At 68.7% G+C, this 17,571-nt stretch carries 15 protein-coding genes; 12 read left to right on the forward strand and 3 right to left on the reverse strand.

Going from position 1 to position 17,571, the window contains the following annotated elements; all coding sequences use genetic code 11:
• Nucleotides 1-45 precede the first annotated feature (45 nt).
• Nucleotides 46-2,841, reverse strand: a complete 2,796-nt coding sequence (locus DFO63_RS03225) for a glycoside hydrolase family 3 C-terminal domain-containing protein (protein ID WP_119006431.1) — start codon at nucleotides 2,839-2,841, stop codon at nucleotides 46-48.
• Nucleotides 2,842-3,179: 338 nt separating this feature from the next.
• On the opposite strand from DFO63_RS03225, the gene DFO63_RS03230 reads away from it, so the two are divergent.
• Nucleotides 3,180-3,614, forward strand: coding sequence for a glyoxalase/bleomycin resistance/dioxygenase family protein (locus DFO63_RS03230; protein ID WP_014037567.1), 435 nt, complete (start codon nucleotides 3,180-3,182; stop codon nucleotides 3,612-3,614).
• 291 nt (nucleotides 3,615-3,905) lie between these two features.
• Nucleotides 3,906-4,610, forward strand: coding sequence for an AraC family transcriptional regulator (locus tag DFO63_RS03235; RefSeq protein WP_119006432.1), 705 nt, complete (start codon nucleotides 3,906-3,908; stop codon nucleotides 4,608-4,610).
• Nucleotides 4,611-4,619: 9 nt separating this feature from the next.
• Here DFO63_RS03235 and DFO63_RS03240 read toward each other — a convergent pair whose 3' ends face one another.
• Nucleotides 4,620-5,510, reverse strand: a complete 891-nt coding sequence (locus DFO63_RS03240) for a sterol desaturase family protein (protein WP_119006433.1) — start codon at nucleotides 5,508-5,510, stop codon at nucleotides 4,620-4,622.
• A gap of 131 nt (nucleotides 5,511-5,641) precedes the next feature.
• Here DFO63_RS03240 and DFO63_RS03245 point away from each other — a divergent pair, with 131 nt between their 5' ends.
• From DFO63_RS03245 to DFO63_RS03275, 7 genes are all read left to right on the forward strand, one after another.
• The gene (locus tag DFO63_RS03245; protein ID WP_182474386.1) at nucleotides 5,642-6,592 is read left to right on the forward strand and encodes a LysR family transcriptional regulator; all 951 of its coding nucleotides are present in this window, start codon (nucleotides 5,642-5,644) and stop codon (nucleotides 6,590-6,592) included.
• Nucleotides 6,593-6,684: 92 nt separating this feature from the next.
• On the forward strand, nucleotides 6,685-7,335 hold the full coding sequence (locus DFO63_RS03250) for a DsbA family protein (RefSeq protein WP_119006434.1): 651 nt from the start codon (nucleotides 6,685-6,687) through the stop codon (nucleotides 7,333-7,335).
• A 35-nt stretch (nucleotides 7,336-7,370) separates the two neighbouring features.
• Nucleotides 7,371-8,378: a cyclase family protein gene (locus DFO63_RS03255; RefSeq protein WP_008266828.1), complete on the forward strand. Its 1,008-nt coding sequence runs from the start codon at nucleotides 7,371-7,373 to the stop codon at nucleotides 8,376-8,378.
• A 287-nt stretch (nucleotides 8,379-8,665) separates the two neighbouring features.
• Nucleotides 8,666-9,280, forward strand: a complete 615-nt coding sequence (gene imuA, locus DFO63_RS03260) for a translesion DNA synthesis-associated protein ImuA (RefSeq protein ID WP_087922892.1) — start codon at nucleotides 8,666-8,668, stop codon at nucleotides 9,278-9,280.
• A gap of 9 nt (nucleotides 9,281-9,289) precedes the next feature.
• Complete coding sequence (locus DFO63_RS03265; protein WP_119006435.1) at nucleotides 9,290-10,699, forward strand: DNA polymerase Y family protein; 1,410 nt, start codon at nucleotides 9,290-9,292, stop codon at nucleotides 10,697-10,699.
• A gap of 6 nt (nucleotides 10,700-10,705) precedes the next feature.
• Complete coding sequence (locus tag DFO63_RS03270; protein WP_119006436.1) at nucleotides 10,706-13,816, forward strand: error-prone DNA polymerase; 3,111 nt, start codon at nucleotides 10,706-10,708, stop codon at nucleotides 13,814-13,816.
• Between the two features lie 81 nt (nucleotides 13,817-13,897).
• Nucleotides 13,898-14,404, forward strand: a complete 507-nt coding sequence (locus tag DFO63_RS03275) for a hypothetical protein (protein WP_049443333.1) — start codon at nucleotides 13,898-13,900, stop codon at nucleotides 14,402-14,404.
• A 102-nt stretch (nucleotides 14,405-14,506) separates the two neighbouring features.
• On the opposite strand, the gene ptsJ is transcribed toward DFO63_RS03275, so the two are convergent.
• A complete protein-coding gene (gene ptsJ / locus DFO63_RS03280; RefSeq protein ID WP_101765684.1) occupies nucleotides 14,507-15,793 on the reverse strand; it encodes a transcriptional regulator PtsJ in 1,287 nt (428 codons plus the stop codon).
• 76 nt (nucleotides 15,794-15,869) lie between these two features.
• On the opposite strand from ptsJ, the gene DFO63_RS03285 reads away from it, so the two are divergent.
• The 3 genes from DFO63_RS03285 to DFO63_RS03295 are packed head-to-tail and all read left to right on the forward strand — an operon-like array spanning nucleotide 15,870 to nucleotide 17,562.
• A complete protein-coding gene (locus DFO63_RS03285) occupies nucleotides 15,870-16,643 on the forward strand; it encodes a YggS family pyridoxal phosphate-dependent enzyme (RefSeq protein ID WP_101765685.1) in 774 nt (257 codons plus the stop codon).
• Nucleotides 16,640-17,341: a glutamine amidotransferase gene (locus tag DFO63_RS03290; protein WP_101765686.1), complete on the forward strand. Its 702-nt coding sequence runs from the start codon at nucleotides 16,640-16,642 to the stop codon at nucleotides 17,339-17,341. The genes DFO63_RS03285 and DFO63_RS03290 overlap by 4 nt, the downstream gene beginning before the upstream one ends.
• On the forward strand, nucleotides 17,338-17,562 hold the full coding sequence (locus tag DFO63_RS03295; protein ID WP_014037579.1) for a hypothetical protein: 225 nt from the start codon (nucleotides 17,338-17,340) through the stop codon (nucleotides 17,560-17,562). Before DFO63_RS03290 ends, DFO63_RS03295 begins: the two co-directional genes overlap by 4 nt.
• The last annotated feature ends 9 nt before the right edge of the window (nucleotides 17,563-17,571 follow it).

The raw sequence follows: 17,571 nt of genomic DNA on the forward strand, positions 1-17,571 counted from the left end.
CCCCTTTTTCAGACACGGCCCTGTGCCGGGCCGTGTCTTCAGGCATCAGCGCAGCACCTGCTCCACCAGCGGCACATCCACCGTCTGCAGCGGTTCGGCGGCGTTGCGCGACAGTTGCACCTGGTAGGTGCCGCCGTCGATCTTCCACTGGCGGGCCTGCGCATCGTAGTGGGCCAGGGTCTTCGGCTCGGCTTCGATGCGGATGCGGCGCTGTTCGCCCGGCTGCAGGTTCACCTTGTCATAGCCGATCAGGCGGATCGGCGTGGTGCTGCCGGCCGGCAACTTCAGGTACAGCTGGGCGACGTCGGCACCGGCGCGCTTGCCGGTGTTGCGGATGTCGACGCTGGCGACCAGGCGCGAGCCTTCCACGCTCACCTTCAGGTTTTCATAGGCGAAGGAGGTATAGGACAGGCCATGGCCGAACGCGAAGGTCGGGGTCAGGCCCTTGGCCGCCATCCACTTGTAGCCGACGTTGGCGCCTTCGATATCGAAATCGAACACATCACCGAACGGCTTGGCCGGCTTGAAGCCGAGGCCGTCGATGTGCGGGCGCGGCAGCTGCGATTCGTCCACCACCCAGGTCACCGGCAGGCGGCCGGAAGGATTGACCTGGCCGGTCAGCAGCGCGGCAATGCCTTCGCCACCGCGGATGCCCGGGTACCAGGCCTGCAGCATCGCCGGCACCTGCGCCAGCCACGGCGTGCGCACCGGGCCGTTGGTTTCCAGCACCAGCACGGTCTTCGGGTTGGCCTTGGCCACCGCCGAGATCAGGGCGTCCTGGTTGTCCGGCAACTGCATGTCCGGCAGGTCCACCGATTCGGCCGCCCACTGGGTGGCGAACACGATGGCCACGTCGGCCTGCGCGGCTGCCTTGGCCGCAGCGGCGGCATTGCTGCCGTCCACATACTCGAAGGTTGCACCCGGACGCGCCGCACGCAGCGATTCCAGCGGCGAGGACGGGTGGAAGATCACCGGGCCCGGCCAAGTGGTCGGCAGCACGCCCGGCACTGCGTTGGTGCCCTTGGCGGTCACGCCCACCATCGATGAACCACCACCGCCGATCACGCCCTTGTCGGCATGGCCACCGATGATGACGATGCGCTTCACGCTGTCGGCCAACGGCAGCAGGTTGCCTTCATTGCGCAGCAGCACGCTGCCCTCTTCCACCGTGCGCTGGGCGACGGCGAAACCGGCCTCGGCGTCGACCTTCTGGTGCTGCGGCGGGTTGTCGAAGTTGCCGTGCAGGAACATCGTGCGCAGGATGCGCGCCACCATGTCGTTCAGGCGCGCCTGCGGCACCACGCCGCCATGCACGGCCAGGCGCAGCGGTTCATCGAAGAACACCGCCGCATCGAACACTTCACCGGCCGACTGCTGGTCCAGGCCGGCCAGCGCCGCCTTGGAACCGCTGTGCACGCCGCCCCAATCGGACATCACGAAACCGGGGAACTTCCATTCCTGCTTCAGCACCTGGTTCATCAGGTAGCCGTTCTCGCAGCCGTAGGTACCGTTGATCTTGTTGTACGAGCACATCGCCACGCCCGGGCGGCCGGCGTCCAGCGCGATCTCGAAGGCCAGCAGGTCGGACTCGTGCATGGCCTGTTCGCCGATGCGTACGTCGTGGAAGTTGCGACGGGTCTCCATGTCGTTCAGCGCGAAGTGCTTCATCGAGGAGATCACGTGCTGGCTCTGCACGCCCTGGATCAGCGCGCCGACCATCGAGCCGGCCAGCAGCGGGTCTTCGCCGGCGTACTCGAAATTGCGGCCGTTGCGCGGGTCGCGCTGCAGGTTGACGCTGCCCGACAGCAGGATGTTGAAGCGCTGCTGCCATGCCTCGCGACCCATCGTCGCGCCCCCGGCAAAGGCAACCTGCGGGTTCCAGCTCGATGCGGTGGACGGGCCCGACGGCATCGCCGTGGCGAAGTCGCCCGGGCGGATGCCACCCGGATTGGTCACGCCGACGCCGGCATCGGCCGACTGCTGCGACGGAATGCCCAGGCGCGCCACGCCCGGCACGAAACCGGCCGAGCCGACCGCACCTTCCGGCAGCGGGCCGCCATCCTTGCCCAGCCCGAAGTAGCTGTGCAGCATCTGGAACTTCTCATCCTCGGTCATCGCCTTCAGCAGCAGCGCAGCGCGCGCATCGGCGTTGAGGGTGGTGTCCATCCACGGCGTGTCGCCGTGCTTGTCGGCGGCGTAGGCCAGGGTCAGCAGCGTGGCACGCAGAGTGCTGCCTTCCACCTTGAACGGTGCACTGCTGGCGGCCTGGAAGCCGTCGCTGAAATAGCTGGCATCCGCTTCCAGCGCCACACGCGCCGGGTCGAAGCCTGCGGCCTTGGCCGATTCACCGGCCACCGCGCCAAGCAGCACCGCCGGTGCGCCCAACCGCGAGCGCGTGACCAGCGCCGGCAGCTGTGCGGCACCTGCGCCGGCATCGGTGTAGACCGCCACGGTGTGGCGGCCATCGTCCAGGCGCAGGTAGTTCAGGCCCGGCTGGTCCGGACCGGATTCGGCAGCGATCGGCAACCGGGTCAGCACAGCCTGGCCGCGCTGGGTCTGGCCATCGTCCTTGCCCGCCGCAATGAAGCGGTACTCGTAGCCCAGGCCATCGGCCAGCACCTGCAGCGGATCGACCTGGCCGATGCCGCGCTGCACCTGGCGCACGCTCACCGCGTCCACCTTCAGGCTCTTCAGCTGGGCGGCCAGGGCCGGCATCGCGGCCGCATCCGGCGCCTGTTCCAGGGTCAACACGGTGAAGGCCGCAGGATCGGCCCAGGCCGGGGCGGCGAGTGCGGCAGACAGGGCCAGGGACAGTGCAAGCGGCTTTGTAAACGTTTTCATCGGCAGGCGTAATTCCGTTGCCAAGGCAATCGGTCCAGGGAAAGTGCCGCCGAAGGGTGCAGCGTTCATGCCGCGCAGGGGTTGCCAGGCAACGTCCCGCAGGCCGAAGGACGGGCCGGTCTGCGCGCGGGACCCTCCTCCCGGCGTGACAACCTGCCTGCCCGGGCCGCGCAGGGCGACCCAATCATGTGAAGATTGTGCGAGGGCGTTCACACCTGTCAACAGGACCTAAGTCACAGGGGCAACCTGGCCGCCGGTTATCAGGCCATCACCGGCAGTCATCAGCAGGCCGCACGGGGCTGCCGATAATGGGGCGTCACCGGCCCTGAACCCCGCCCATGAACATTCACCGCGACTTCGATCATCTCTGGCGCGACCGCTGTGATACCTCGAGCCAGCGCAGCCCACGCGTGCTGATCCGGGTATTTGTTGCGCCTGGCGAACTGGAGCGCAGCGTGGCCTTCTACGAGCAGCTGCAGGGCGTGGTGGCCGATGCGGGTTTTCCGTTTCCCGATGCCGGCCTGCGCCTGGCGATGGTCGGTGCATTCCTGCTGATCGAAGGGTGCGATGAAGCACTGGCGCCGTTCACCTCGACCACGGGGACGCTGCTGGTCGATGACGTTCGGCCTTATCACGACAAGCTGGTCGCCGCGGGCGCCGAGATCATCTTCCCGCTGCAGGTGGTCCCGACCGGGGCGGCGTTCAATGCGGTGCATCCCGATGGCACCGTGGTCGAGTACGTACATCACCGGCCCGACCCGCACGGGCGGTGAGGGTACGCACGGCCGGGCTGCGCCCGGCACCCGCGGTAGTGCCGGCCGCTGGCCGGCAACCTCAAAAGCAAAAGCGGCTATCCGTGGGGGGGCGGGGTGGGTCCGGTTGCGGGGGACGGCGCAAGTACGTCCATGTAGCCTCGGTCGCCGCATCCATGCGGCTCACGCCCCCGCAACCGGACCCACCCCGCCTTCGACAATTCGCCGCAATCTGCAGTAGATCCACGCCATGCGTGGATGCTCTTCGATCAATCGTCGAATTAATCGATTTCGATCTAGATTCATCCACGCATGGCGTGGATCTACAATCCCTCCATGTCCTCCCCCGCCCTGCCCTGGAATGGCACGCTGCTGCTGGATGCTCACGTAGCCGTGCTGCAGGGCCACGCCGGTGAAAGCGATACGCACGCGCACTACGCCCATCAACTGCTGCTGAGCGACGGCGCGCCCTGGCAGGTCGAGATCGATGGCGTGCAGCAGCAGGGCCAGCGGCTGTGGCTGCCGTCATTCCAGCCGCACGCAATCCTGTCGGCACCGGAAGCGGGCTGCACGGTGTTCCTGGAGCCGACGCACGCCGATCCCGAACAGATCCAGCAGCACCTGCACGCGCTGCCGGGCAACGCGCTGGCGCTGCACGACTGGTTGCCACGGCTGAGCCGGCCGCAACCGCTGGACCGCCGCGTACAGGCGGCGCTGTCCCGTATCGCCCAGCACCTGCCCGGCCCGGTGCCGGCCGCCGATATCGCCGAGGCGGCGCATCTATCGACCAGCCAACTGCATCGGCGCTTCCAGTCCGATCTGGCGGTGACCCTGCGCGGCTGGGTGCTGTGGCAACGGCTGCGCAGCGCGCTCACACATCATCTGCGCGGGTACAGCCTGACCGACAGCGCGCACGCGGCCGGATTCGCCGACCTCGCCCATCTGTCACGCAGCCTGCGCCGCATGTTCGGCATCGGTGCCGCACAGCTGCACGGCCTGCAGCTGCATGCGGCCTGACACCGCCGATCATCCGCGCCTGCGCAACCCGTCCGGCAGCGCCGGCACCTCGCCATGCGGCAGTTCGCGGAACGGCGCCAGCAGCTGCCCCGGATAATCGCGCGGATAGTCCGGTTGGCTGCCGATGCCGAGGTCGCGTTGCTGCAGCCGATAGCCGGGCGCATCGAAGGCGGTCCCCAGCAGGTGATCCCAGACAGTCAGGAACAGGCCGAAGTTGACGTCGCCGGCGGTGCCGTAACGCATGTGGTGGAAGCGGTGCAGCGGCGCCCAGGCCATCACCCGGCCCAGCACACCCGGGCGCATGTCCACGTTGGAATGCTGCAGCAGCAGCTGGATGGCAATGGCGAACGCCAGCACCGCGGCCACCGGCATCGGCAGGCCCAGCACCAGCAGCGGCAGCACGCCACCGACGGCTTCGGCCGCCTGGTGCAGCGGGTGTTTCATCAGACCGTTGAAACCGTACATGCGGGTGACGCTGTGATGCACCGCATGCAGCCGCCACAGCCAGCCGATGCGATGGCTGGCGTAGTGCACCAGAGTGATACCCAGGTCGGCGCAGACGATGGCCAGCAGCACCTGCAGCGCGAATGGCCACTGCAGCGGCCAGGCCTGCCATGGAATGATTGCCGCCAGCAGCGGCACCGCCGCGATCGACAGCAGGTTCAGGCTTTCGTTCACCAGTGCATGCAGGGCGTCACGCAGGCTGTCGCCGTGGTCGTGGTTGAACACAGGGTCGTAGGGCCACGCGCGCTCGGCGGCGAACGAGACCGCGATGGCGATCGCCAGCAAGGCCAGCAACCATAGCGGGTCACCGTGGCAGTGGCCGATCCAGACGACGGCAGCGACAACGAAACCCAGCAGGAACAACGGGGCATACAGGCGGAGGATCCAGTGCTTCATGGGCAACCCGAAACGTGAGGGGCCTGCATGCTGGCGTGGCGGGATGGTTGCGGGCTTGAACAAACGGCGCAACACGGCCCGCCTCTGGTGGATGTCCATCGTGGTCGGCACCGCGTTTCCCGCATCCGCGCATGGCGTGGATCTACAATGGCGCCCTCATCGCGCCCGAGGCCGGCATGGATTCCTTCAACCTGATGCGCGCCTTCCGCCGCATCGTCGAACGCGGCGGGCTGGCCCGCGCCGCCGAAGACCTGGGCATGTCGCCGGCCGGGTTGAGCAAGCAGTTGCGCACGCTGGAAACACACCTGGGCGTGGTGCTGCTGCAGCGGACCACGCGGCGCATGAGCCTGACCGAGACCGGCCACGCCTATTACCGCGAATGCTGCCGCCTGCTCGACGAGCTGGACGCATTGGAACGTGGCATCGCCGAGCAGCGTGGCGAGGTGGCCGGGCGCCTGCGCGTGAATGCACCGCAATCGTTCGCGCTGAGCACGCTGTCGCCGCTGCTGCCGCGCTTCCTGCAGCAGCATCCGCAGCTGTCGCTGGACCTGGTGATGGAAGACCGCCTGCTTGATGCGGTCGGTGAGGGTTTCGACGTGTCGTTGCGGCTGCGTGCAGAGCTGGATGACTCGCGACTGGTGGCGCGCCGGCTGGCCTCGCTGCAGCAGGTGCTGTGCGCGGCCCCGTCCTACCTGCGGCAGCATCCGGCACCGCAAGCGGTGGACGAGCTGCAGGCGCACAGCGTGCTGGCCTACAGCCTGTCCGACTCGCCCGGCAGCTGGCCGCTGCTCGGCCCCGATGGCCAGGTAACGATCACCCTGCCGGCGCGTGTCACCGTCAACAACAGCCTGCTGCTGCGCGACCTGCTGGTGGCCGGCATGGGCATCGGTGCCCTGCCCTCGTTCCTGGCGGCACCGGCGCTGGCCCGTGGCGAACTGCAGCAGGTGCTGCCCGACCACCGCTATCCGCCGCGCTTCGTGCATGCGGTCTATCCCACATCACGCCACCTGCAGCCCAAGGTGCGTGCCTTCATCGATTTCCTGCACGCCGAGCTGCCCGGCTGCGCCGGCCTGGATTCGTAACCGCCAGCGAAAACTGAGCTGCCCGCGGCGTGCTGTTTCGGCCACGTCGCGCTGCCTAACCTGCCGCCTCCCCTCTCACCGATGGCAGGCAGATGTCTTCCGTTCCTTCCCCCGCCACCGCTGCGCCGGTGGTCGATTTCTTCCACGACGTGGTCTGTGGCTGGTGCTTCGTACTGGCCCCGCGCCTGCAGCAGGTCTCCGCCGAACTCGGCATCCAGGTGCGCCACCGCAGCTTCGTGCTGCAGGACTCGCGCGCGCGGATGGTCGAGGTGTTCGGCTCGATGGAGCGCGCCAAGGCGATCATCCTGCGCCACTGGACCGACTGCGCCACGCATGAAGACACCGCGCGCATCGATATCGAAGGCATGCGCGCACAGGACTTCGAGTATCCGTCCGGCTGGCTCGGCGCACTGGCCTGCCAGACCGCAGGGCTGATCGGCGGCAATGACGCCCATGGCGCGATGTTCGACGCGGTGCAATGGGCGCACCTGCACCAGCACCGCAACATCGGCGATGCCGAAGTCCTGCTGGATATCGCCGAATCGCTGGGCCATCCACGTGGCGCCTTCGCTGACCACATGCGCAGCGACTCAGTCCGCCAGCGCGTGCAGGCCGATCGTGCCGAAGCCGCTGCCCTCGGCATCCGCTCCATTCCCACCGTGATCGGCGGCAACGGCCTGCGCCTGCAGACCCTGCCGCTGCCGCAACTGCGCCAGGCCCTGGCGCCCCTGGTCGCGGCCTGAGCCGCACCGTCCCCCACCCTGCAAGGAGATTCCCCATGACCCCACGTACCCTGGCCACCGCGCTGGCCCTGCTGCTGGCCGGCACCGCCGCTTCCACCACCGTGTCGGCGCATGAACGCGTTCCTTCCGGCCAGCAGGTCGGCACCAGCCCCTGGGGGCCGAAGGACGAGATCGGCCGCCTCAACCTGATCACCGAGGCCTCGCGCGCGGCGATCCTGTCGCGGGTCAGCGGCGGCAAGGCCTATGACCTGGCCACCGAGTACTACGTCGGCATGCCCAGCTGGCAGGATGCCGGCGACCCGCACTACCAGTTCTGGATGACCCACACCCCGCGCGGCACGGTGATGGACGACCCGATGGGCGTGGGTGAAACCATGAACCTCACCCGCAGCTACACCGGCACCGCGTTCTCGATGTACAGCCACACCGGCACCCACATCGATGCGCTGAACCACTTCGGCATCCACGGAAAGATCTGGAACGGCTTCGAGGCCGACAAGCACCTCGGCGACCGTGGCTGGAACGTCACCGGCATCGAGAAATTCCCACCGCTGATCGCGCGTGGCGTACTGATCGACGTGGCCGGCGCCAAGGGCGTGGACATGCTGCCGGACAGCTACCGCGTCACCCGCCAGGACCTGAAGGATGCGCTGGCACGCCAGCAGGTGAAGCTGCAGCAGGGTGACATCGTGCTGATCCGCACCGGCCGCATGCGCCTGTTCGAGCAGCCCAGGGCCTACATGGCCAATCCGCCAGGCATGGGCCTGGACGCGGCGCGCTTCCTGGTTGAGGACAGCGGCGCGATGATCGTCGGCGCCGACAACCTGAGCTTCGAGACCTTCCCCTCGGAAGTGTCCGACGACTACGTGCCGCTGCACACCTACCTGCTGGCGCAGCAGGGTGCGCCGATCATCGAGCTGGTGGCGCTGGACGAACTGGCCCGCGACAAGGTCTACGAGTTCGCTTTCATTGGCGGCCCGCTGAAGATCCGCGGTGGCGATGCCGCGCCGCTGCGCCCGGTCGCGCTGCCGGTCCGCCCGTAACCGGGGCCTGTGGGTGCCGGCCCTGGTCGGCACCGTTCTCCCATCCATGCCTGGCGTGGATCTACCGGGGCTCTGTCCAGTAGATCCACGCCATGCGTGGATGCTTTACCCCTTCAGCAACCTGAAACCCGGCCCGTCAATTTCATTAGTAATTCTACTCACAAGGCGAGTAGCATGTCCGGTCTCAGCCCCTGATACCGGCCCGTCGATACTCGCGCCATGCCTGTCGTTTCCGCCCATTCCTGCCGCTTCCAGCCCGCCTGGCGCCTCCCTTGGAGGACCGGCTGATGGGCGCCGTCGTCGCCCTCGACCGGCTGCTGGACGGCCGCCAGCTGTGGCGTGGCCCGGCCCGCCAGGGACCGGCCAGCGACCACCTGGCCAGCGGCCACCCGGCACTGGATGCACGCCTGCCCGGCGGTGGCTGGCCGGCCAGCGGGCTGTGCGAGGTACTGCAGGCAGCGCCCGGCGTGGGCGAGCTGGCCCTGGTCTGGCCGGCGCTGGCGAAGCTGAGCCAGCGCGACCGCCCGATCGTGCTGGTCGCCCCGCCCTATCGCCCGCATGCCCCGGCCTGGGCCGCCGCCGGGCTGGACCTGGCCCAGCTGCAGATCATCCACGCCGCGCCGAAACAGGCGCTGTGGGCCGCCGAACAATGCCTGCGCTCTGCGGCCTGCGCGGCGGTGCTGTGCTGGCCACACCAGGCCGACGACCGCGCCCTGCGCCGGCTGCAGGTAGCGGCCGACAGCGGCCAGTGCCTGGGCTTCGTGTTCCGCGAGGCGCAGGCAGCACGCAATCCTTCCCCGGCCAGCCTGCGCCTGCAGCTCGACCACGGCCAGGTACGGGTGCTGAAGTGCCGTGGCGGCCTGCCACCCGCGCAGCCGTTGCCACTGGCCATCGCCCACTGAGGCCGCGCCATGCACTGGGCCTGCCTGTTGTTGCCGCAGCTGGCGCTGGACAGCGTGCTGCGCCTGCAACCGGATCCGCAGCGGCCACTGGTGTTGCTGCAGGGGCCGGCGCAGCGCCGCGTGCTGCGTGCGGTCAGCCCGTCCGCACGCGCAGCGGGGCTGCGCCCGGGCATGCTGCTGTCGGCCGCGCAGGTGCTGGTGCAGGACATGCACCTGCACGACTACGACCCGAACGCCGAACAGCACACCCGCCAGCTGCTGGCCAGCTGGGCCTACGCCTACAGCTCGCAGGTCAGCCTCGATTTCCCGCATGCACTGGTGCTGGAAATCGGCGCCAGCCGTGCCCTGTTCGGTGACTGGCTGACGATCGAAAAGCGCCTGCGCAACGAACTGCATGAACTCGGGTTCCGCCACCGTCTGGTGGCCGCGCCCACGGCGCATGCCGCGCGCGTTCTGGCCAACGTCCACGATGGCCTTGGCATCGATGCGCAGCAGCTGCCGGCGGCGCTGGCGCAGCTGCCGTTGCCGCGCTGCGGCCTGCCCAGCGACGCAGTGACCGTGCTCGGCCGCTCCGGGCTGCGCACGCTGGGTGCGGTACTCGAGCTGCCGCGCGACAGCCTGGCCCGGCGCTTCGCGCCCGACGTGCTGCAACAGCTGGACGCATTGCGCGGCCTGCCCACCGCGCCACTGCGCTACTACCAGCCACCGGACCGTTTCGATGCACGCATCGAATTCGAATACGAGATCGAATCCAGCCAGGCCCTGCTGTTCCCGCTGCGCCGCCTGCTGCTGGACCTGGCGGCCTTCCTGTGTTCGCGCGATGGCGGCGTACAGCGCTTCGACCTGCATTTCGAGCATGACCTGCTGCCGGCCAGCGTGCTGACCATCGGCCTGCTGGCACCCGAACGCGATCCTGCGCTGCTGTTCGAGATCGCACGCAACCGCATGGAAGCGTTCGCCCTGCCCGCTGGCAGCCGCGCACTGCGCCTGCAGGCCGAACAGCTGCCACCGTTCGTGCCCGCCGCGCGCGACCTGTTCGACACCCGGCCGGCGCAGGCGATGCCCTGGAACCAGCTGCGCGAGCGCCTGCGGGCGCGGCTGGGCGATGACGCCGTGCAACCGCTGGCCGTGCAGGCCGACCACCGCCCCGAGCGTGCCAGCGGCACCCAGCCTGCGGCCAAGCCACCGGCATACTGGCCACTGCGCCCCGGTTGGCTGCTGGACACCCCGCAACCGCTGCGTGACCCGCGCCTGCGCATCGTCGCCGGGCCGGAGCGGATCGAATCAGGCTGGTGGGACCAGGCCGACGCGCGCCGCGACTACTACGTGGTGGAAACCACGCACGGCCAGCGCGGCTGGGCCTTCCGTGAGCGCAATGACCCGCATGCGCCGTGGATGCTGCACGGCTGGTTCGGCTGAGCCGTCATGCACAACGAACTGCCCGGCTACGCCGAACTGCACTGCCTGTCGGCCTTCAGTTTCCAGCGTGGCGCCTCGATCGCCGAAGAACTGTTCGCGCGCGCCGCCGGCCAGGGCTACCGCGCGTTGGCGATCACCGATGAATGCTCGCTGGCCGGCATCGTGCGCGCCTGGCAGGCGGCGAAGACGCATGGCGTGGCACTGATCGTCGGCGCCGAATTCCAGGTCGAGGACGGGCCGAAGCTGGCCCTGCTGTGCACCGACCAGGCCGCCTACGCCGGCTTGTGCCAGTTGATCACCACCTGCCGGCGACGGGCCGCCAAGGGCGAATACCGCTGCCTGCGCGAGGACCTGCTCGGCCTGCCCGACGGCCTGCTGTGCCTGTGGCTGGACCGGCAACCGGCCGCCACCGACCTGGAGCTGCTGCGCACCGGCTTCGCTGATCGGCTGTGGCTGGCGGTGGAGCTGCACCACGAGCACGACGACGCGCGCCGCCTGCAGCAGCTGCAGGCCTTCGGCGAACGACACCGCCTGCCGCTGGTGGCCAGCGGCGATGTGCACATGCACGTGCGCCGCCGCCGCGCCCTGCAGGACACCCTGACCGCGATCCGTCACCGCTGCAGCGTGGCCGAGGCTGGCTGGCGCCTGTTCCCCAACGGCGAGCGCCACCTGCGCCCGCGCACCGCGCTGGCCCAGCTGTATCCGCCCGCATTGCTGGCCGAGACCCTGCGCATCGCCGAGCGCTGCCACTTCACCCTGGAGCAGCTGCAGTACACCTACCCGCGCGAGCTGGTGCCCGAAGGCCACGACCCGGACAGCTGGCTGCGCGTGCTGGTCGAGCGTGGCATCCCCTGGCGCTGGAAAGGCGGCATCGAACCGGCACAACGCAAACAGATCGAGCACGAACTGGCATTGATCAGGCAGAAGAACTACGCCTCCTACTTCCTCACCGTGCAGGACATCGTGGCCTTCGCACGCAGCCAGGACATCCTCTGCCAGGGCCGTGGCTCGGCGGCCAACTCGGCGGTGTGCTTCGTGCTGGGCGTGACCGAGATCGACCCGGCGCGCAGCAACCTGCTGTTCGAGCGTTTCATCTCCGCCGAGCGCGACGAACCACCGGATATCGACATCGACTTCGAGCACGAGCGCCGCGAGGAAGTGCTGCAGTATGTATTCAAGCGCTATGGCCGCGAGCGCGCCGCCCTGACTGCGGTGGCGATCAGCTACCGTGGCCGCAGCGCGATCCGCGACGTAGCCCGCGCGCTCGGCCTGCCGATGGACCAGGTCAACGAACTGGGCGCGGCGATGGACCATTGGGGTGGCCACGTGCCGCTGCCCGAGACCCTGCGCGAGCGCGGTTTCGACCCGGACACGCCCTTGATGCAGCGGCTGCTGGCGCTGACCGCCGAGCTGATCGACTTCCCCCGCCACCTGTCGCAGCACCCGGGCGGTTTCGTGATTTCAGAGCACCCCCTGTCGACCCTGGTGCCGGTGGAGAACGCGGCGATGGCCGACCGCACCGTCATCCAGTGGGACAAGGACGATCTGGATGCCACCGGCCTGATGAAGGTCGACTGCCTGGCGCTGGGCATGCTCACCGCCATCCGCAAGTGCCTGGCGATGCTGCAGCAGCATGGCCTGCACAGCGGGCGCATGGATGCGATCCCCGACGAAGACACCCCCACCTACGACATGATCAGCGCTGCCGACACCATCGGCGTGTTCCAGATCGAGTCGCGCGCACAGATGGCGATGCTGCCGCGCATGCAGCCGCGCAACTTCTATGACCTGGTGATCGAAGTGGCAATCGTGCGCCCCGGCCCGATCCAGGGCGACATGGTGCACCCCTACCTGGAGCGGCGCCGGCTGCTGCGCGAGCAAGGCCCGCAGGCGTTGGACAACCTGGAGGAACCGCTGTACCCGCCGCAGCTGGAGCGCGTGTTCGCGCGCACCCTGGGCGTGCCGCTGTTCCAGGAACAGGTAATGCAGCTGGCAGTGGATGCGGCCGGCTACACCCCGGGCGAGGCCGATGCCCTGCGCCGTTCGATGGCGGCCTGGAAGCGCCGTGGAGGCCTGGAGCCGCACCGCGAAAAGCTGCTGTCCGGCATGCTGAAGAACGGCTTCAACCGCGAATATGGCGAACACCTGTTCGAGCAGATCAAGGGTTTCGGCGATTACGGCTTCCCGGAAAGCCACGCCGCCAGCTTCGCCCTGCTGACCTATGCCAGCTGCTGGCTGAAGTGCCATCATCCCGCCGCGTTCACTGCCAGCCTGATCAACAGCCAGCCGCTGGGCTTCTACAGCCCCGACCAGCTGCTGCAGGACGCGCGCCGGCATGGCATCGGCGTGCTGCCGGTGGACGTGCGCCACAGCGACTGGGACTGCACGCTGGATTTCGGCAAGGGGCCGGCGGCGATCCGGCTCGGCCTGCGCCTGGTCGAAGGCTGCAACGAAGCGGCGGTACAGGCCATCATGCGCGAACGTGCGCGTCGCCCGTTCGACGATGTCGGCGACCTGTGCCAGCGCACCTCACTGGACCGCCGCCAGCAGGGCCTGCTGGCCGATGCCGGTGCACTGCGTGGACTCAGCGGCCATCGCCATCGTGCACGCTGGGATATCTCCGGCGTGGAGAACCGGCTGCCGCTGTTCGACCAGGCCCGCGCCACCGCCGAAGCCCGCGTTCCACTGCCCCTGCCCAGCGCCTGGGAAGACATGCAGGCCGACTACCGCAGCACCGGCACCACCCTCGGCCGGCACCCGGTCTCGTTCCTGCGCACGCAACTGCGCAGCCGTGGCTGCCTGGATGCCGCGCAGCTGGCGGGCCATGGCCATGGCCGTCGCGTGCGCATCGCCGGCCTGGTACGCATGCGCCAGCGCCCGCAGACCGCCAGCGGCGTCACCTTCCTCACCCTCGAAGATGAGACCGGCATGGTCAACGCCGTGGTCTGGCGGCACCTGGCCGATCGCCAGCACCGGGTACTGGTCGACACCCAGCTGATGCAGATCGACGGCCGCCTGGAACGCGTCGATGGCGTGCAGCATGTCATCGTGCAACGCATGCACTGCCTGGATGAACTGCTGCAGGGGCTGCGCAGCCACAGCCGCGATTTCCATTGACGATACACGCCGTCACACAACGAACTGGTCATCAGTCCCCCGCATCCGCTATCGTCGCTGCATCCAGGGAAGGACGATACGATGCCCCGCGCACTGCTGCTGACCACGCTGGTGGTCTCCATACTCGCCCTGCTGGTTTCCGGCTGGACCGCCTGGAGCCTGCATCGCAGCCAATCGCCACAGCGCATCATCGAAGCGCGCGGGCTGATCATCCACGACGGCACTGGCCAACCCCGGGTGATCCTCGGCGCGCCGGTGCCCGATCCACTCAGCCGGGGCCGTACCCAGGGGCCGCGCGCCACCGCCCTGTCCGGCCTGATCCTGCTCGGCCCGGATGGCTCCGAACGCGGGGGCTATGGCACCAGCGATCGCGGCGGTGAAGCCGTGCTGACCCTGGATGATGCCAATGGCACCACGGAAGTATTCAAGGTGGTGGCCAACCCGGACCGCGGCGCCAGCCTGATGGTCAAGCACCAGAACAACACCGGCGCCATGCTCACCTCCTGGCAGGGCAAGCCGGAACTGATGTTCGTCGATGACAGCGGCCAGTCCTACTACGTGCGCCCCGGCGCCAACGCTGCGCCCTGATCTGCTTTTGTAGCGTCGAGCCATGCTCGACTGCTTCTACCAACAGCAGCCGAGCATGGCTCGGCTCTACAAAGGCGAAGCAAAGTCGAGCATGGCTCGACGCTACAGACCGCACACCGCCGCCAGGTCATCGGCCAGCTGCCGCAGCTGCGCCGCGCCCAGCGCCGCGCAGGTGATGCGCAGGCCATGCCCCGGCGCCGCCACCGCGAACACCTCGCCAGCGCGCACATGCCATCCGCGCGCGGCCAGCGCCAGCACCTGCGGATGACTGTCGCCCGGCAACGGCAGCCACAGGTTCAGCCCCTCCATCGGCAACGGCGTCGGCAGGCCACGCGCGCGCAGCAGTTCCTGCAACGACTGCAGCCGCTGCTGGTAACGCTCGCCCGCCGAGGCGATCTTCGCCCGCTGCGTTGCCGACCCCAGCACCGAGGTCGCTGCATCCTGCAGCAGGTGACTGACCCAGCCCGTGCCGGACGCCAACCGCAGCCGCAACCGCGACGCGGTCTCGTCATCACAGGCCAGCCAGGCCAGCCGCAGATCCGGGCCGAGCGGCTTGGACAGCGAACGCAGCAGCGCCCAGCGCCGGCCATCCAGCGGCAGTACCGAGTGGTAGGCCTGCTGCGAAAGCAGCGCGTAGTGATCGTCGATCAGCACCGCCACCTGCGGATACACCGCCAACAATTGCCGCAACGCCCGTGCCCGCTTCGCATCCAGGCTGGCCCCGGTCGGGTTGTGCGCGCGCGGGGTCAGCAACACCGCACGTGCACCGGCCTCCAGTGCCTGCCGCAGCGATTCGACCTGCATGCCATGCGCGTCCACCGCCACCGGCAACGGCGCATGGCCCACAGCATTGAGCACATTGAGGCTGCCCAGAAAGCACGGATCCTCCACTGCAATGCGATCCCCCGGCAGCAGCCACGCCGCCAGCAGGCGTTCGATGCCATCGACCGCGCCATGGGTCAGCTCCAGCGCGTACCCCTCGGGGCAGTCCGCATCCAGCGAGGCGCGTGCCAGCGCCTGCAACCTCGGGTCGACCGTGCCCACGCCATACAGCCGTGGCGCCGCCGGGGCCAGGCGCAGATTCGGCAGCAGGCGCGGATCCGGGTTGCCACCGGCCAGGTCCTGCAGCGCCAGCCCCGGCGTGCTGCCCTCACGCGCCAGCGTCGGCGGCAATCCGCGCACCACCGTGCCACGACGGCCCGCCGTGCTGGCCAGGCCCGCCGCATCCAATCGCTTGTAGGCAGCGGCCACCGTATTGCGGTTCACGCCCAGTTGCTCGGCCAGCTCACGCACCGGCGGCAGCACGCTGCCAGCCAGCAGACGGCCCTTGCCGATGCCCTCGCGGATGCTGTCGAAGATCGACTCGGCGCTATGCCCGGTGATTTTCATTTTGTCCTATGCCAAAATATCTCTTGTCCTGTGCCAGTGTATCCCACCCTGGCCGCCCTGCATTGGAGGTGCCCGCATGCCCCTTGCCGCTGCCGACTGGCCCGTCGCCCAGTCCGTTGAACAGATCGCCGCCAACCTGGTCACGGTGCGCCAACGCATCGCCGCGGCCTGCGCCCGTGCCGGTCGTGCCCCGGCCAGCGTGCGCCTGCTGCCGGTCAGCAAGACCGTCGATGACGCCCGCATCCGCATGGCGGTGGCCGCCGGTTGCCACGAGCTGGGCGAGAACAAAGTGCAGGAGGCGCAACGCAAGGCCGAGACGATGGCCGATCTGGGCGTGTACTGGTCGGTGATCGGTCACCTGCAGACCAACAAGGCGCGCTACGTGGCGCGCTTCGCCAGCGAGTTCCAGGCGCTGGACAGCCTGCGCGTGGCCGAGGCCCTGCAGCAGCGCCTGCAACTGGAAGATCGCACGCTGGATGTGTTCGTGCAGGTCAACACCTCGGCCGAGCCCAGCAAGTACGGGCTGGAACCGGAAGCCGTCGAAGCCTTCGTGCAGCAGCTTCCCGCATTCGACCGGCTGCGCGTGCGCGGCCTGATGACACTGGCCATCTTCACCCCGGAGGTCGAGCGCGTGCGCGCCTGCTTCGTGCGCCTGCGCGAGCTGCGCGACCAGTTGCAACGCACCGCCCCATCGGGCATCGACCTGTCGCAGCTGTCGATGGGCATGTCCGGCGACTTCGAAGTGGCCATCGAGGAAGGCGCCACCGTGGTCCGCGTCGGCCAGGCCATCTTCGGTGCCCGTGCCACCCCGGACAGCTTCTACTGGCCGAACAGCGGAGCCCCGGCATGAAGCGCGCGGTCGTTCTGCAACACGTCGCCTTTGAAGACCTCGGCACCCTGCAACCGTTGCTGCTGGCGCAGGGCTGGCAGCTGCAGGTGCTGCAGGCCGGTGTCGACGCCCTCGACTCCGCCGAAACCGCCGACCTGCTGGTAGTGCTGGGCGGTCCGATCAGCGTCAATGACACAGAGACCTATCCCTTCGTCACCGACAGCATCGCCTTGCTGCAGCGCCGGCTGCAGCAGCAACAGCCGACCCTGGGCATCTGCCTCGGCGCGCAGTTGATGGCCCGTGCGCTCGGTGCCGACGTCGCCGCCAGTGGGGGCAAGGAGATCGGCTTTGCACCGTTGCTGCTGACCGATGAAGGCCAGCGTTCACCGCTGCAGGCCCTGCAAGGCATTCCCGTACTGCATTGGCATGGCGAAGCGTTCGAACTTCCAACCGGTGCCAAACGCCTGGCCAGCACGCCGGCCTGCCGCCACCAGGCCTTCGCCATCGGCCACCATGCGCTGGCCCTGCAATGCCATCCGGAGCTGGACGCCCGCCAGTTCGAACGCTGGCTGATCGGCCACACCCTGGAGCTGGCGCAGGCCGGCATCGATCCGAACGATCTTCGCGCCCAGGCGCGTCGTTACGGTGCACCGCTGGCGGCGGCGGCCACCGCGATGTTCGACCACTGGCTGCAGGGCCTGCCGGAGATGCCGCGATGAACTACCGATTGCAGATCCACCGCAATGGCGCCTGCTGGGGCCACTTCGACTGCAGCGGCCCCGATGCGCTGCAGCGCATGGATGCCATCGCCGCGCAGCTGCCTGCCGACCAGGGCTTCCAGTTGACGCGACAGAAGGGGGTTGGCGAAGAACGCATCCTGTCCAGCAATGCTGACGGCCTGCGCGTACTGGCGTCGCAGATCCAGTACCGCGACCTCTGACCCGACGAT

The sequence above is a fragment of the Stenotrophomonas sp. AG209 genome (genome assembly GCF_003550055.1).
Taxonomy (GTDB): domain Bacteria; phylum Pseudomonadota; class Gammaproteobacteria; order Xanthomonadales; family Xanthomonadaceae; genus Stenotrophomonas.